The 14,305-nt window shown below is 67.7% G+C and carries 17 protein-coding genes; 10 read left to right on the top strand and 7 right to left on the bottom strand.

Going from position 1 to position 14,305, the window contains the following annotated elements; all coding sequences use genetic code 11:
• Positions 1-212: 212 nt before the first annotated feature.
• A complete protein-coding gene (locus tag P7D22_RS09900; protein WP_319934061.1) occupies positions 213-434 on the top strand; it encodes a hypothetical protein in 222 nt (73 codons plus the stop codon).
• A 195-nt stretch (positions 435-629) separates the two neighbouring features.
• Positions 630-1,001, top strand: a complete 372-nt coding sequence (locus P7D22_RS09895; RefSeq protein WP_319934060.1) for a hypothetical protein — start codon at positions 630-632, stop codon at positions 999-1,001.
• Positions 1,002-1,460: 459 nt separating this feature from the next.
• Here P7D22_RS09895 and P7D22_RS09890 read toward each other — a convergent pair whose 3' ends face one another.
• Positions 1,461-2,363, bottom strand: a complete 903-nt coding sequence (locus P7D22_RS09890; RefSeq protein ID WP_319934059.1) for a LysR family transcriptional regulator — start codon at positions 2,361-2,363, stop codon at positions 1,461-1,463.
• 115 nt (positions 2,364-2,478) lie between these two features.
• Here P7D22_RS09890 and P7D22_RS09885 point away from each other — a divergent pair, with 115 nt between their 5' ends.
• On the top strand, positions 2,479-3,126 hold the full coding sequence (locus P7D22_RS09885) for a pyridoxamine 5'-phosphate oxidase family protein (RefSeq protein WP_319934058.1): 648 nt from the start codon (positions 2,479-2,481) through the stop codon (positions 3,124-3,126).
• On the top strand, positions 3,123-3,986 hold the full coding sequence (locus P7D22_RS09880) for an alpha/beta fold hydrolase (protein ID WP_319934057.1): 864 nt from the start codon (positions 3,123-3,125) through the stop codon (positions 3,984-3,986). The genes P7D22_RS09885 and P7D22_RS09880 overlap by 4 nt, the downstream gene beginning before the upstream one ends.
• A 44-nt stretch (positions 3,987-4,030) precedes the next feature.
• Here the strand turns inward: P7D22_RS09880 and P7D22_RS09875 are convergent, their stop codons facing one another.
• Positions 4,031-4,345: a DoxX family protein gene (locus P7D22_RS09875; protein WP_319934056.1), complete on the bottom strand. Its 315-nt coding sequence runs from the start codon at positions 4,343-4,345 to the stop codon at positions 4,031-4,033.
• Between the two features lies 1 nt (position 4,346).
• Positions 4,347-4,727: a DUF4267 domain-containing protein gene (locus tag P7D22_RS09870; protein ID WP_319934055.1), complete on the bottom strand. Its 381-nt coding sequence runs from the start codon at positions 4,725-4,727 to the stop codon at positions 4,347-4,349.
• A 93-nt stretch (positions 4,728-4,820) separates the two neighbouring features.
• Between P7D22_RS09870 and P7D22_RS09865 the strand changes: the two genes are divergently transcribed.
• Positions 4,821-5,390 carry a TetR/AcrR family transcriptional regulator gene (locus tag P7D22_RS09865; protein WP_319934054.1) on the top strand — a complete coding sequence of 190 codons (570 nt, stop codon included), beginning with the start codon at positions 4,821-4,823 and terminating at the stop codon, positions 5,388-5,390.
• A 15-nt stretch (positions 5,391-5,405) separates the two neighbouring features.
• Here the strand turns inward: P7D22_RS09865 and P7D22_RS09860 are convergent, their stop codons facing one another.
• Entirely contained in the window at positions 5,406-5,558 is a 153-nt protein-coding gene (locus tag P7D22_RS09860) for a hypothetical protein (protein ID WP_319934053.1), read from the bottom strand.
• 388 nt (positions 5,559-5,946) lie between these two features.
• Here P7D22_RS09860 and P7D22_RS09855 point away from each other — a divergent pair, with 388 nt between their 5' ends.
• Entirely contained in the window at positions 5,947-6,453 is a 507-nt protein-coding gene (locus tag P7D22_RS09855; RefSeq protein WP_319934052.1) for a cytochrome b, read from the top strand.
• Positions 6,450-6,569 (top strand): hypothetical protein, encoded by a 120-nt coding sequence (locus tag P7D22_RS09850; protein ID WP_319934051.1) that lies wholly within the window; start codon positions 6,450-6,452, stop codon positions 6,567-6,569. Before P7D22_RS09855 ends, P7D22_RS09850 begins: the two co-directional genes overlap by 4 nt.
• A 275-nt stretch (positions 6,570-6,844) precedes the next feature.
• On the opposite strand, the gene istB is transcribed toward P7D22_RS09850, so the two are convergent.
• From istB to P7D22_RS09835, 3 genes are all read right to left on the bottom strand, one after another.
• The gene (gene istB, locus P7D22_RS09845) at positions 6,845-7,573 is read right to left on the bottom strand and encodes an IS21-like element helper ATPase IstB (protein ID WP_319934050.1); all 729 of its coding nucleotides are present in this window, start codon (positions 7,571-7,573) and stop codon (positions 6,845-6,847) included.
• Positions 7,573-9,072 carry an IS21 family transposase gene (gene istA, locus P7D22_RS09840; RefSeq protein ID WP_319934049.1) on the bottom strand — a complete coding sequence of 500 codons (1,500 nt, stop codon included), beginning with the start codon at positions 9,070-9,072 and terminating at the stop codon, positions 7,573-7,575. Before istA ends, istB begins: the two co-directional genes overlap by 1 nt.
• Positions 9,073-9,525: 453 nt before the next feature.
• Positions 9,526-10,725: a patatin-like phospholipase family protein gene (locus P7D22_RS09835; protein ID WP_319934048.1), complete on the bottom strand. Its 1,200-nt coding sequence runs from the start codon at positions 10,723-10,725 to the stop codon at positions 9,526-9,528.
• 33 nt (positions 10,726-10,758) lie between these two features.
• On the opposite strand from P7D22_RS09835, the gene P7D22_RS09830 reads away from it, so the two are divergent.
• The 3 genes from P7D22_RS09830 (at position 10,759) to P7D22_RS09820 (ending at position 14,094) form a co-directional block, all read left to right on the top strand.
• Entirely contained in the window at positions 10,759-11,934 is a 1,176-nt protein-coding gene (locus tag P7D22_RS09830) for a hypothetical protein (RefSeq protein ID WP_319934047.1), read from the top strand.
• 131 nt (positions 11,935-12,065) lie between these two features.
• Positions 12,066-13,649, top strand: a complete 1,584-nt coding sequence (locus P7D22_RS09825; RefSeq protein WP_442916070.1) for a ThiF family adenylyltransferase — start codon at positions 12,066-12,068, stop codon at positions 13,647-13,649.
• Positions 13,630-14,094, top strand: coding sequence for a Mov34/MPN/PAD-1 family protein (locus P7D22_RS09820; RefSeq protein ID WP_319934045.1), 465 nt, complete (start codon positions 13,630-13,632; stop codon positions 14,092-14,094). Before P7D22_RS09825 ends, P7D22_RS09820 begins: the two co-directional genes overlap by 20 nt.
• Positions 14,095-14,305 lie beyond the last annotated feature (211 nt).

Here is a 14,305-nt window from a genome sequence, read left to right as displayed (position 1 = left end):
GGACGATCGGCCAGGGCCTGGGGCGCTTGGATGGATGGCGGGCGACTTGATCACGGGACCGTCGTCGACGTGACGACATGCGGAATGGCTCGACCCACCGCGTTGATGCCGAGTCAACTCACCATCCTTCGACCGCTCATTTCCCGGACGTTAACCCTGCCGTCCGCCGACTCGGCTATTGCGACCCGCTCACGCAACGGGAGGGAGGGTCCATGCGGATGCGAGAAGCCATGGTGACGCGAGCCGGACGGACGTTCGTCGGCCGCTTCCGGGTGACGGGTGAAGGCAGCGCCGCGTCCGTCATGGTTCAGTTCGAGACCACCGTCATCTGCGCGCGGAAGGGCGGTTTGCCGGAAGAGCAGGTCGCGGAGACGCTGCTCGGCGAGCTGGTCCAGGAGGCGCTTGCGGAAGGCGAGAAGGGGCGGCAGCACTGAGCGCCCGGCATGCCATGGCGATTCCACCGCTGATGATCACCGCCGCTGGTCGACGCGGCCCTGTGCGGCCCTCAACCCGCCCATGTCAGTCCCTGATCCGGGCACGTTGAAACCGTGATCTGAGCTTAGCCTCGGTGCTGCGGCCATTCACGCCATCTCCGGTTTGGATGAGCCGCATCGAAGAGTCTGAACACCATGAAGACCGTTCTCCTCGGGGCAAGTCTCAGCTTGGCGCTCCTATCGTCAGCCGCCTTCGCTCAGCAGTCTCCTCCCACGTCGCCCGCACCGGCGCAGGACAACGCCAATCCGGCTCCGCCCCCGGGACTGCAGGCCGGCCGTGACGCGGACGATGATGGGCCGATGGACGGCGGCGAGATGGGTCGCGGTGGCGAGCGTTGGCATCGTCGCCACGGTCCGCCGCCTCCATGGAAGGCAGCCCGGTTTCGTGTCGAGGCGGGGGACATTGCTGTCAGCATGAAGTGCCCCGAGGACGAGCCTTTGAAGGCTTGTCAGGACTTCGCGCTGCAGCTGCTGGACAAGGCCGGATCGGTGGCCACGCGGCGCTGATCTCCCGGCAGGGACAGGTCGTCGGGGCGTGGCCGGTCACGCCGCTACGAACCCCTGATCACCTGACGATAGACGGGCACGGGACTGCTGTGCGGCTGTCTCCTCCCTCTAGCCAAGCCGTCGGAGCATGCCGTTGCGCGGGCGGCCTTGATGCGCAACCTGCGCGAGCCCAGCCGCATGGAGGCGCTTCACGCGATGGTCCACCTGCCCAAGGCCGAGACCGCGACCCTCCTGCCAGAGAGCCGCGTCCCGACCCTGATTCCCGACCCTGCCGCCGAGGCCGCAGAACTGCCTACCTCCTGTCGGCCGACACCCTGCTGGTCGAAGGCGCCGGGCCCCAGACCGAGTGCCCTGACCTCATCGCGCCCAAGCTGCTCTCGTGCATCGCAGCCATGGGTTGCACCTGATCCGAACCTCTTAAGTTCGTCGCGGGCCGGCGCGGGGCAACGGAGGTGCCGCTCAGGAGATCGCCTGAGCCCGCAGCCGCGCAGCCGCGAACTCCAGGAACGTGCGCGTCTTCAGGGGCAGCGGCCCCTGTCCCGCGTGCAGCAGGCTGATCGGCACGTGCGCGCCTTCGTGGGCCTGCAGCACGCGGCGTAACGCGCCCGCAGCCTCGGCGGCAGCGGTCTGGTAGGACAAAGCCTGGGCGAAGCCGAGGCCTGCCACCGCGGCGTCGAGGCCGGCCTCGACCGTGTTGACGGTGAGGCGGGGCCGGATCGGCACCGTCATGGCCGGGCCATTCCCGGCTCGCGCGAAGGACCATTGCCGCGCCTCGCTCAACCCCGCATAGGCGATGCACGGCAAGTCCCGCAGGGTGTCCGGATGCTGCGGCGCGCCGCAGCGGTCGAGGAGCGATGGAGCCGCCACGATCACGCTCTGGACGTGGCCGATCGTCGTGGCCACGAGGTCGCTGTCCGGCAAGGCTCCGATCCGCACCGCCAGGTCGACGTGGTCGGCCAAGAGGCCGAGGTTGCGGTCGGACAGCACGAGATTGACGTCGACGGCCGGGTAGCTGTCGAGGAAGGCCGTGACGACCGGCAGCACGTGGAGGCGGCCGAACACCACCGGCGCGGTCACGACCAGTTCGCCGCGCGGCTGACGCCACTCGCCGGCCGCCGCGCGCTCGGCCTCGTCAACCTGGTCGAGGATGCGACGGGCCGCCGCGAGGTAATCAGCCCCCGCCTCGGTTAGGCTAAGCTTGCGGGTCGAGCGGAGCAGCAGCCGGGCATCCAGGTGTTCCTCGAGGTCCGCGATCTTGCGGCTCAGCGTCGGCAACGGCACGCCGAGACGGCGGCTCGCGGCCGAGAAGCTGCCGTGCTCGACGGCAGCCGACAGCAGCGCCATGGCTTCGAGCCGATCCATGCCAACCTCTCACATTCCGAGAGGAGAGCTCTCGGGCACGGCAGATTATAGCCGACACGCGAAACGGCTAGTCTCCCCATCAGGGCGTTCGGGCCCGGCCGGCAGGAGCGGTCTCATGGGCTACGGGTTCCTCGACATCGCCGCGACGCCGAGCGTCAAGGCCGCGCAGGCGGCCAACGGCAGTGCGGACCAGTGGGACGGGTTTCGGGGCGATCGCGACTTCGACCGCTTCACGGACGCGGAAACCGCCTTCATCGCGGCCCGGGACAACTTCTACATGGCGACCGTGTCGGAAACCGGCTGGCCCTATGTCCAGCATCGCGGCGGGCCGCCCGGCTTTCTGCGGGTGCTCGACGAACGCACGCTGGGGTTCGCCGACTATCGCGGCAACCGGCAATACATCAGCCTCGGCAACCCGCAGGCCTGCGATCGCGTCTCCTTGATCCTCGTCGACTACCCGGCGCAGCGCCGGTTGAAGCTGTTCGGCCACGCCGAAGCGCGAAGCCTCGCGGCTGATCCGGCACTGGCAGGACAACTCGCGACCCCTGGATACCGCGGCCCGGCCGAGCGTGCCTTCGTGATCCACCTCGCGCGTTTCGACTGGAACTGCCCGCAGCACATCACCCCGCGCTTCACCGAAGCGGAGCTCAACGAGGCGCTCGACCCCGTGCGTCAGCGCCTCGCGGCCCTGACGGTCGAGAACGAAACGCTCCGGGCGCAACTCTCCCGGGTCCGCACCACCCTCGAGGAGACCCGATCATGACCACGCATGCCCAGACGTTTCACCGCCAGCCCGTCGGAGACGTGGACGTGTTCTACCGCCAGGCTGGCCCGAAGGACGCGCCCGTGCTGCTGCTGCTGCACGGCTTCCCGACCGCCGGCCATATGTTCCGCGACCTGATTCCGCTCCTGGCGGACCGCTACCGGCTGATCGCGCCAGATTTGCCGGGCTTCGGCAACACGGTCGCGCCGCCCCGGGCGGCCTTCGCCTACACGTTCGACAATCTCGCGACCGTCATCGGCGGCTTCACGGAAGCGCTCGGCCTTGACCGTTACGCGCTCTACCTCTTCGACTACGGCGCCCCAGTGGGGCTGCGCCTCGCCCTCGCACATCCCGAGCGCGTGACCGGCATCGTCACGCAGAATGGCAACGCCTACCTGGAGGGTTTCAGCGAAGCCTGGGCGCCCTGGCAGGCCTACTGGGGCGATCCTACCCCGGCGAACCGCGAGGCCTGCCGCGCTTCCCTCGCGCCGGAGACGATCCGGCGGGATCAATACCTCCACGGCGCCGACCCATCGCGCGTGTCGCCGGACGGGGTCACGCTCGACATCGCCTATCTGGCGCGGCCGGGGGCGGACGAGATCCAGCTCGACCTGATCGGTGACTACCGCAGCAACGTCGCGCTCTATCCCGCGTTCCAGGCCTATTTCCGGCAGCAGCGGCCGCCGCTGCTCGCCGCCTGGGGTCGCAACGACCCGCACTTCCTGCCGGCCGGCGCCGAGGCTTACCGGCGCGACCTGCCCGGCGCCGAGGTGGTGCTGCTCGACACCGGCCACTTCGCGCTGGAGACCCACGCAGCCGCCATCGCAGCGCTGGTGCGGGCCTTCATGGCGCGTCTTTGATCGAAGACCGCGTGGCCGGCACGAGCGCGAGTCGCGGACGGCCATTACACGACGGCCATCCCGAGCAGCACGGCGAAGGCGCCGAGCGGCGCGAGGTGGCTCCACTCGCGGTGGCGCACCACGGTGACGGTCGCCGACGCGATGATCGCGGCGCCGAGGATGAGACCCATCGGGCGGATGGCCTGAAGGGCGATCAGGGCGGCGGCCGCCACCTCGAGCACGCCAGTCCCACGGCACCACCATGCAGGGTAGCCCCACCGTACGAAGCTCTGCCGTTGCGCCGGAGCCCCGATGGCGTTGACGACGCCCGCACCCCCGAAGGCCGCGGCGACGAGCCAGATCGCGATGGCGTGCAGCATGTCAGGCCGTCCCGACAAGGAGGGGGACCGCCCCCAGGACCATCAGCAGCGCCGTGACGCCATGGACGCCCAGGGCGGTTGCAGTCCTGCCCTTGGCGGCGAGGACGACCGACATGTCGCCGAGCGGGATAAGCGCCTCGATCAGCAGCACGAGGCCGAGCGCCTGATGCCCGTCGGAGACCATGAGGGCCAGGACCACCAGACCCGAGACGATGTCCCGGACGCCCTTGAGCCGCAGCCACCACGGGATGTGCGAACCCGCTTCGGGCAGCGGCAAGCCGAAACTCGGCGCCATGGACCTGGGGTCCGTCAGATATCTCACGCCGATGAAGATGATGGCGAGCGCCGCGAGCAGCGCCACGGCGAGCGAGAACCAGTGCATGATTGCCTCCGCTTTCGGATCGCATGAATATCTAGCGTTGCTAGATTGTCAACTTGCGATAGGTTAACTCAGTCTCGAGCTGTGGAGAGCAAGTTGGGCATCGCCGAGCGGAAGGGCCGTGAGCGGGCGGAGCGCCAGCAGCGCATCACGGCGGCAGCGCGCGAGATCGCGGAGCGCGAAGGATGGAGCGCCGTCACGATCCGCCGCTTGGCCGATACGATCGAGTACAGCCAGCCAGTGCTCTACGCGCATTTCGCCAATCGGGACGCGATCGTGGCTGCCGTCGCGATCGCAGGGTTCCGGGACCTCGCGGCGGCGCTCCGGGACGGAGCCAAGGAGGCAGAAGACCGTCAACAGGCGATCGAGGCCGTGGCCGCCACCTATCTCGCCTTCGCAAGGGCGCAGCCGGCCCTCTACGAGGCCATGTTCACCTTGCCGACCGACCTGCACTTCGCAGACAGCGAGACCCGGCCGGAGCTCAGGGACGCCTTCGCGGCCCTGTCGGCCGCCGTCGCGCCATCCAATACCGAGCCCGGGGTCGCGACCGAGACGTTCTGGGCCACCCTGCACGGGCTCGCGGCATTAGAACGATCGGGCAGGATCAGGGACAGCGCGCGTCGCGAGCGGCTCGCGCTCGTCGTCGCCTGGGCTTTCGCGAGCTGAAGGCGTGGCGGCTCGTCATTGGTCCGCCTTGGCCAGGAGGTCGCTGATCGCCCGGAAGGCCTGCATGCGTTGTGCTTCGGCCAGGATCATGTGCGTGCCCCCGCCGATCTCCACCCGGCGCTTCCGCTGCGCGTTCCGGAGCGCGAGGAAGTAGGCCTGGCTCTGCACAACGGCAGCTTCGTAATAGTTGGGGGGCGGGAAGCTGCCGTTGTCGTTCCGGCCCCGCTAGATCGGTCAAGGCCAATCGAACCGCCAGCAAGCAGACATGCTGAAGGGCAGAGATGGGGCGAGAGCAGCCCATGATGGTACATACCATGCGCCACGTTTCTGTATTGAGGATCACCCCCCGAAGAGGAGACGCGACCCCATCCGGCAACGTTGCAGGCCATCAGCGAGGCCGTTGTGCGGCTCGGAGCGCAGAGGGTGGAGTGAGGCGATACAAGACCGGTTAGAAGTCGCTTTGCCCCTCATGCTCGGGTCCGGTCCAGGCTGGCACGCCACGTTGCCAAGCTAACGCTTCAACCTTGGTCACCATCGGTCTACGAAGGCGCGATCCGTGTCCGCAGCAAGCACCTTACTGACTCAAACCCTTGCGACACCGTTGCCGGAGAACGCCAGTAAGGGGACGCCGCCGAGCTACGACCGTGTCCAGCGCACGTTCCACTTAGTCATGGACGCGATCATCCTCACGGCGATGCTGATCGGCCTGCACTGCTCCTACCGGGCTCCAGGTACGCCGTTGCGAAAGTGGCTTCTCGATTACCATAAGTCCCTCGGCCTCATTGCCCTCGCACTCATCGGTTTCCGCATCGCCTACCGGCTCACCATCGGCACGCCGCCCTATGCCGAACGCATGAACCGCATCAACCATGCGGCAGCTTACGGCGCGCACCTCGCTCTGTACGCGCTCATGCTGTTCATGCCGCTGACAGGCTACCTGACCTCAGGCGCAGGTGGCCGGTCGATGCCGTGGTTCGGCCTCTTCCAGTTGCTGCGCTTGGTGCCGCTGGACAAGGTGCTGGAGCAAACGGAGGGACGCTCCACCACTACGGTGCCTGCATGATCTACGCCGTCGTCTCCCTGCACATACTCGCGGTGCTTTGGCACAGGTTGGTGAAGCGGGACGGCGTGCTCGCGCGAATGTGGCCTGCCGGCCGACCGTCGCGGAAATTCGGTTGAGGGAGGCGGGCGGGCAGACCGGAACCGATCTGCCGTGATGGTTCTCATGGGCCCCGGACGGCCATCGAGCCGTCGATCGCACGACATGCTGTCAAATCGCTTCCAACGATGACCCCCATTTCGCGTCCAATCCCGACCCCTCTGGGAGTGGCCTCAGCCTGATCTGTGGGGGTGCATAGGAAGGACCCGCGCCCGGAGCGCAGCGCCATGGCGTTGCGCGGAGCGGAGGGCGTGGGAGGTTCCTGTGTGCCCCCACAGATCAGGCCGTCGCGACGTCAGCTCCGGTTCTTGAAGCGCCAGCTGGTGTTGCCCGTCTCGACGATGTCGCAGTGGTGGGTCAGGCGATCGAGCATGGCCGTGGTCATCTTGGCGTCGCCGAAGACCTGTGGCCAATCGGCGAAGGCCAGGTTGGTGGTGATCAGCAGCGAGGTGTTCTCGTAGAGCTTGCTGATGAGGTGGAAGAGCAGCTGCCCGCCCGGCTGGCTGAACGGCAGGTAGCCGAGTTCGTCGATGACGATGAGATCGTAGCGCAGCAGGTTCTCGGCGAGCCGACCCGTGCGTCCGGCCGCCTTCTCGTGTTCGAGCAGGTTGACGAGGTCGACGAGGTTGAAGAAGCGACCGCGTGCCCTGGCGCGGATTACGGCCGAGGCGATACCGATGCTCAGGTGCGTCTTGCCGGTGCCGGTGCCGCCGACGAAGATCGTGTTGCGCCGCGCATCCAGGAAGGCCCCAGTGGCCAGCTCACGGATCTGCCCCTCATCGACCGGCGTCTCGGCGAAGACGAACGTGTCGAGGTCCTTGAGCACCGGGAACTTGGCGCTGCTCATGCGGTAGCTGATCGACCGGGCCTGCCGGTGGGTGCGCTCGGCCCGGATCAGGCTGGCCAGCAGAGGGTAGATCTCGTCGCGCCGGGCGAGGCCCTTGCCGGCGATCTCGTCAAAGCTGGCGCGCATACCGTAGAGCTTGAGGTCGCTCATGGCTTCCAGAATATCGTGGCGTTCCATCAGGCGACCTTCCTCAGGCTGTCGTAGCGGCTGCAATCGGCGGACGGCTCGATCTTCAGACGGAGCGCGTCAGGGGTGGTGATGCTCGGCGGCTCGGCCGGTTGGCGCTGCCGCGCCAGCACGGTCAGTATGACGGCGGCGCTGGCCAACCCGGCCGTCAGGGCCTCTGTGCAGGCGGCCTCGACCGCGTCCAAGCCATGGTCGAGCACGGCGCCCAGAACCGTGACGAACTGGCGGTCGCCATCGGCATGGGCCTTCAGCTTGACGCGCACCTGGCTGAGCGCCGGTGGCAGGTCCCAATCCTTGAACGGCGCTCCGTTCCGCAAGGCACCGGGCTTCTTCATGAGGACGGGCAGGTAGTGCCAGGGATCGTAGACCACCTGATCGCGCCGGAAGCTGCGGGGGTGGTCGGCGACGACCTCATCGTCCAGCAGCACACGGATGCGTTCGGCATGGGATCGCACCAGCACCATGCGCCCGGCAGCCTTCGCATCGACGCTGTAGCGGTTGTGGTCGGCCATGATCAGGCACGTCGTGGTGGCTCTGACCGCCTTCTCGACGAAGCCGTCGAACGGCCCCCGCAGCGGCATCAGGCTGGCGCGCTCGTCGTCGAACACCTCGGCGATGGTGCGGTCCTTGAACTCGGGGTGCTTGGTCTGTGCCGCATGGGCAAGGCACCGGTCTTCGAGCCAGCCGTTCAGCTCGAGGAGGCTCTTCACCCGCGGCTTCGGGCGGAACAGCAGGTCGCGGAGATTGCCGACCTGGTTCTCGACCTGGCCCTTCTCCCATCCCGACGCCGGCGTGCAGGCGACCGGCTCGACAAGGTGGTGCGAGCACATCTGCAGGAAGCGGCGGTTATACTGCCGTGCCTTGCCGACGAAGATCGCCTCCACGGCAGTCTTCATGTTGTCGTAGATGCCGCGCCGGCAGACCCCGCCATAGAAGGCGAATGCCTTGTCGTGCGCGTCGAAGACCAGCTCCTGGGTCTCGCGGAAGTAGGCGTGCACGAAGGGCATGCGGCTGTGCGACAGCTTCATGTGCGCCACCTTGACGGTCAGCGGCAGGCCCTGAAGCGTGATCGTCTCGTGGCTCCAGTCGAACTGGTACGCCTCGCCCGGCGCGAAGCTCAGCGGCACGTAGGCGCGTGCCGGAATGCGAGCCCGCTCTTCGCGCCAAGCCTTGGCGAAGCGGTGCACGCTATCATGGGCGCCGTCATAGCCGCGGCCCCGGAGTTCCTCGAACAGCCGTTGCGCGGAGCGACGCTCCCGACGCGGTAGCTTGGCTTCACCCTCCAAGATCGCGGTCAGATCCGCGACCCAGTCGCCGAGCTTCGGCGCCGGCTGCACACCCCGCTCGTACTTGAACTCCGTCGCCTGACCCCGGACCACCTTGCGCACCGTCGCGCGCGACACCGACAGGGTCCGGACGATCTCCTTGATGGACCGGTGCTGGTCGAAATACGCGCGCCGGATCCGGCCGATCATGTCCACGCCAATCATCCCCCTGAACATCCTTCCAGGCCAAAAGGGCCACGGAAGGCAGGCTGCTACACAGCCGGTAAGGGGGTCGGCATTGGCCGCGAAATTACCCCCTCAGGGGGTCACTATTGCGAGCGATTTTACAGCAGTCTAATCAGCAGCGCGAGCGACTGAGGGTGGCCTTAGAACAAACCCGCTGCGCGGGAGGGTGGGGTGGTGAGGGAGCGGTAGGGTCGGGACCGTCGCGCGTCGTTTGAGGCCCGTGGGTGGCGGGTCGTGCATCGCGGCTCCCTCTCTCGACAGTGATCCAGCATGCGTCAGGACGTGACAACCGCGCCCGGCCCCATAAAGGCGTGGCGACGGGCGCGGGCACCGGAAGCCGGTAAGAGTTCCGGCGGTGGCGACGGCTCCCTGGAGGGGTGAGAAGGCCCCCCGGATGATGGTACGCATCGGATGATGCGCCGGCTCCGCCGTCTATGAAGGGTCGGGAAGCCCTTGGAACGATGGTGCGTTCGCGACAACGGCCAAGCCGCCCTTGTGCAGTGCGGCGTCCGAGTGAGCGTAACCGGCGCGCATCACGACGGACTGAACGTCCTTGGCGAGTGGCTTGAGCCGTGTGGGCACCGCCGCCGCGCGACGCGTCTCCCCCTCGCCGAAACCCAGGGGATTGCCCGTGTCGTGAACGGCGACGCCCTCGCCGATTCCCCAGTAAACCACCTTGCGCGACCCCATCGCATCCATGCCGCGCAGGACGCGCTGGCGCATGAAGATCCCCTGCTGCAGGGCGATGCTCGCGACCCTGTTTCCTTGCGAGAGCCAGTTCGAAGCCGGGAACGGAAGGTTTGGCACCGCGAGGCCCCCGTCGCTCACCAGGATCGTCCTGTACCGTTTCCATACCGGTTCGAGCCCGAGGTTGTCGTAAACCCCGCCGTCGGTGAGGCAGAGCCTGTCGGTGTACCCCTCGCCCCCAAGGTCCGCGCCTTTGAGCGCCTTGATCGCCTCGGGTGGGACGCGCACGTAGGCCGGCGACATGAATGGGGGGAAGGCCGCCGACGCCGCGACGACATCGGCCACCATCAGGTCGGGCCTCGGCCACTGCCCGAGATGGTACTCGGCCGCGTATTCCCGCGCGAAGCGCCATAGCGCCCCGGTCTGCAAGCTCGTCGCCGTGATCGTGAACCGCGGCCGCTCCGGCAAATCCTGGAGCGTCGCTCCCCGGAAGAGGTATCTGTCGTAGAACCACGCGGCGACCCCCGCGGCCGTCACCCCGGGAAGCAACCCGATGACAATCGCCGGGATGTCGACGTAGCGCCGGGCCAGAGCCACCAAAGGGTCGCACACCTCCTCGCGCAGGTTGGAGGCGACGCCGCGGTCGTCGAAACGCAGCCGGCTCCAGGCCACCGCGACCGCCCCCGCCGCGATCGACCCGCCCGACACGCTCGCGACGCGATCGAGCCGCGCCAGCAGGCCGAGCTCGTTCAACCGGGTCAGGGCGCCGACGTGGAAAAGCATCGCGCGGAAGCCGCCCCCCGACAGGCATAGCCCGATGCCATCCTCCAGTTTGCCCCCGCCGAGGAAGTCGGGCGCCCGTGCCGGTTCGGATCCGCGCGTGTCTCGACCGTCCACAACTTCTCCGCGATCACGTGCCAGCTCGGGTGTTGCGGTTTCGTTCATCCCGCCACACATATTTTCGACGGGAGCTGATATATGGCCGCGACGCTTACCTTTCACCCGCTCGGCGACGCCGACAGCACGCTGATCGACCTCGCCGACGGACGGAAAATCCTCGTCGACTTCGGCGACGAGTGCACCGAGGCGCAGAGCGACAGGCGGATCGACCTCGCCGCGGCCCTCAGGGCAGACCTCGCCCGATCGGGGCGCGACGGCTACGACGCCGTTATGTTCACCCACCTCGACCGCGACCACGTCTACGGGGCGGGCGAGTTCTTCTGGCTGGAACACGCGAAGGCCTTCCAGGGCGCCGGTCGCGCGCGGATCGGCGAGCTCTGGGTGCCGGCGGCCGTCATCCTGGAGGACAAGCTGCCCGACTTTGCCAAGGTGATCCAGGCCGAGGCGAAGCACCGGCTTCTGAAGGGCGAGGGGATCCGCGTGTTTTCCCGGCCTGAGGCCCTCGTCGGCTTCCTCACCCTGAACGGGCTCACGGTGGCCGATCGCGACGGGTGCATCGTCAACGCGGGCGACACGATTCCGGGCTATCGCCTCGACGGCCCGGAGCGCGCCGAGTTCTTCATTCACTGCCCGTTCGGTTGGCGGCAGGACGAGAACGGGGAGATCACCGACCGGAACCAGGACAGCATCGTCTTCCAGGCCTCTTTCCAGGAGGGAGGTCGGGTTCAGCGCGCCCTGTTTGCCTCGGACATCGACTCCGAGACGATCGCGCAGATCGTGCGGACGACGCGGCGTCACGGGCGACTGGAGAGGCTGGCCTGGCACGTCTGCAAGATCCCCCACCACTGCTCATTCAAGGCGCTCGACAAGGACCTTAAGGGGACCACCGTGACGGTGCCCGTGCCGGAGGCGAAGTTCCTCTTCGAGGAGTGCGGCATGCGGGGCGGCATCATGGTCTCGACGAGCCGGAGCATCCCGAGCGACGACCGGGACGTCCAGCCGCCGCACAGGCAGGCCGCCAACTACTACAAAGGCGTGGCGAAGCGTTCTGGCGGTCGGTTCGAGGTAACGATGGATCACTCGCCGCCGCGCAACCCGAAGCCCTGCCAGGTGGTGATCGACGCGAACGGGTGCCGTTTCGTCTCCCGCCTGGACGAGACCGCCGGCCTCCTGCGAGCGTCGACGTCGTCCGCGGCGGGCTTCGCCTTCCCGAACCGCCCCGTCGCTCCCGACAAGCCGGCCGGCTTCAGTTGATCTGGTTCCTTGAGGACCGGGAACGCCTCGTCGTCGAACGCCGGGCGATCGCCACCCTGGCGGCCGACGTCGAGTGGCTCGTCGAGGCGGTGTGGGACCTCGTTCGAGCCCAGCTGATCCTTCGTCTCGCGATGGACACGGGCGGCGCGGTGCACCGCTTAGAGATGCGCTATCCGGCGATGTTTCCGCATACACCGCCGGACATCGTCCCGGTCGATCCGGATTTCCGCCTCTCGGATCACCAGTGGAGCGGCGGCTCCCTGTGCCTGGAATACCGTCCCGACAACTGGCGGCCGGACCTGACCGGCGCCGACATGGTCCGGAGCGCCCACCGGCTGCTGTCGGCCGACGCCGACACCAAGGCCGGCGCCCGCGAGCTACCGTCGGCCCATGACTTCACGCTGGGCCAGAGCCTCCGGACGGCTTTCCGCCGTCACCTCGCGACCGACGATCTGCTAACCGCGATCTCCGGATTGACTGAGCGGGCCCCGGCCCGTGCGACCCTGCGCTTCACAATCCATGCGTCGGACGTGACCAGCTGGATTACGAGCCTGGATGCTGGGGCCGGACCTTGGTTCCAACCCGCGGTCCCGAAGGACCTCGGCTACGAGGAGTGTGGCGTGGCGCTTCGCGTCCCGTCCGGCGTGCTGGCCGGCACCGACCTGGATTGGACGCATGTCGGTCTGTTGGACGCGCTCGGGGCGCAACTGCCGCCCAAAGATGGCGCCAAGGCACCGACGTTCGTCCTGGCTGGCGACGGCGAGCGGCTGCGCCTATTTTGGCGGTTCCTCCCGACGGCGGATCGCCTGACGGAATCCAGGATCGTGCCCGCCGGGGGCCTCGGCGCCGAACGGCTCGACCGGCTCACGGAGGGTCTCGGGTCTCGCAGCGTCGCGGTCGTCGGATGCGGCTCCGCGGGCTCGAAGATTGCGGCGAGCCTGACCCGGTCCGGGGTGGGGAGCCTGCTGCTCGTCGACGACGATGTCCTCATGCGGGGCAACCTCGTCCGCAACGATCTCGATTGGCACGGCGTGGGGGATCACAAGGTCGAGGCGCTCGCGGCTCGCCTGAGGCTGATCAACCCGGACGTTTCGGTGCAGGTTTGGCGGCTGCGCCTCGGCGGGCAGGAGGCCAGCTCCAGCGCGGCGGCGGCGTTAGAGGCGATCGCGCGATGCGATCTCGTCGTGGACGCCACCGCCGAGGCCGATGCGTTCAACCTGCTGTCGTCGGTGGTGACGCGCTACGGCCGGCCCCTTGTCTGGCTGGAGGTGTTCGAGGGCGGGATCGGCGGCATGGTCGCGCGGCACCGCCCGGGCCTGGATCCGTCGCCGCAAGACATGCGAAGCGGCTTCCTGGCGTGGTGCCGCCGGCAGGACGCGCCCTGGACAGGGCGCGCCGCCGGGCGGTATGCTGGAGAAACCGAGGAGGGCCAGATCATCGTCGCGGGGGACGCCGAGGTCGGCGTCATCGCCGCCCACGTCGCGCGCTTCGCCCTCGATGCGCTCGGCGATGGCCTGTCCTTCCCGCATTCCATGTACGTCATCGGCCTCAAGGCGGGCTGGATATTCGAGCAGCCTTTCGACGTGCGCCCGGTATCGGTGGCGCCCGGTCCGCGCGTGCCGGCCCCGGCGCTAGGAACCGAGCAAGACGCGGAAGCGATCGCCTTCATCGTCGAGTTGGCGAGCAAGGGTGCCGATGAAGATCCTGCTGCCTAAGGACGTGCGTGCGACCTGGCGCAGGGAACTGCGGCGGGCCGGGCGCCGAGAGATCGGAGGCGTCCTGCTCGGGGAGGCAGTTGCCGAGGCGACGTTCCGCGTGCTCGAAATCAGCGTGCAGCACGCAGGCGGAACGACGAGCAGGTTCGTCAGGGCTCCCGAACAGCACCGACAAAGCATCGATGCATTCTTCGCCCGTACGAACCATGACTACGCACGCTTCAATTATCTCGGCGAGTGGCACTCGCATCCCTCGTATCCGACCCGACCCAGCCCCGACGACGTCCGGGCGATGGAAGACATACTCGCCGACGTTGACATGGGTGCCACGTTCGCCTGCCTGATTATCGTCAAACTCACGCTGTTTCGGCGATTGGAGATCGGGTCCCTCCTTTTCGCTCCCGGATACGCAGTCCTTCCGCTCACCGTCGAACGTGAGCGATGACGGGTCGATAGTCACTGTTTCTATGGCAGAGCGCCCGATTGTCCGAAAGATGGACGTCACCCAACGACAGCTGTTGTGAAGGGTTTCGGATGCCGGCCGTCCATGGCGTCTCGATCAGTCTCACGGCCGGTGTCCGAAAGCCTCCAGGGAAGGAAACCGCGGGGTGATTAGCCTCAGGGGGCCGTGCGCGGCGATCTATGGGGAATGGATG

It is taken from the genome of Lichenihabitans sp. Uapishka_5 (genome assembly GCF_033947565.1).
In the GTDB taxonomy this organism is placed as follows: domain Bacteria; phylum Pseudomonadota; class Alphaproteobacteria; order Rhizobiales; family Beijerinckiaceae; genus Lichenihabitans.
The sequence above is the reverse complement of the archived record's forward strand: the minus strand, read 5'-3'. Positions and strand labels throughout refer to the sequence as shown.

Excerpts from the sequence above, each read along its gene's own strand:
- P7D22_RS09895 (WP_319934060.1), top strand. The coding sequence starts at position 630 with ATGAAGACCGTTCTCCTCGGGGCAAGTCTCAGCTTGGCGCTCCTATCG.
- istA (WP_319934049.1), bottom strand. The coding sequence starts at position 9,072 with ATGATTGGCGTGGACATGATCGGCCGGATCCGGCGCGCGTATTTCGAC.
- P7D22_RS09835 (WP_319934048.1), bottom strand. The coding sequence starts at position 10,725 with ATGAACGAAACCGCAACACCCGAGCTGGCACGTGATCGCGGAGAAGTT.
- P7D22_RS09820 (WP_319934045.1), top strand. The coding sequence starts at position 13,630 with ATGAAGATCCTGCTGCCTAAGGACGTGCGTGCGACCTGGCGCAGGGAA.
- P7D22_RS09830 (WP_319934047.1), top strand. The coding sequence starts at position 10,759 with ATGGCCGCGACGCTTACCTTTCACCCGCTCGGCGACGCCGACAGCACG.
- P7D22_RS09890 (WP_319934059.1), bottom strand. The coding sequence starts at position 2,363 with ATGGATCGGCTCGAAGCCATGGCGCTGCTGTCGGCTGCCGTCGAGCAC.
- P7D22_RS09900 (WP_319934061.1), top strand. The coding sequence starts at position 213 with ATGCGGATGCGAGAAGCCATGGTGACGCGAGCCGGACGGACGTTCGTC.
- istB (WP_319934050.1), bottom strand. The coding sequence starts at position 7,573 with ATGGAACGCCACGATATTCTGGAAGCCATGAGCGACCTCAAGCTCTAC.
- P7D22_RS09870 (WP_319934055.1), bottom strand. The coding sequence starts at position 4,727 with ATGCACTGGTTCTCGCTCGCCGTGGCGCTGCTCGCGGCGCTCGCCATC.
- P7D22_RS09875 (WP_319934056.1), bottom strand. The coding sequence starts at position 4,345 with ATGCTGCACGCCATCGCGATCTGGCTCGTCGCCGCGGCCTTCGGGGGT.
- P7D22_RS09880 (WP_319934057.1), top strand. The coding sequence starts at position 3,123 with ATGACCACGCATGCCCAGACGTTTCACCGCCAGCCCGTCGGAGACGTG.
- P7D22_RS09885 (WP_319934058.1), top strand. The coding sequence starts at position 2,479 with ATGGGCTACGGGTTCCTCGACATCGCCGCGACGCCGAGCGTCAAGGCC.
- P7D22_RS09825 (WP_442916070.1), top strand. The coding sequence starts at position 12,066 with ATGGACACGGGCGGCGCGGTGCACCGCTTAGAGATGCGCTATCCGGCG.
- P7D22_RS09850 (WP_319934051.1), top strand. The coding sequence starts at position 6,450 with ATGATCTACGCCGTCGTCTCCCTGCACATACTCGCGGTGCTTTGGCAC.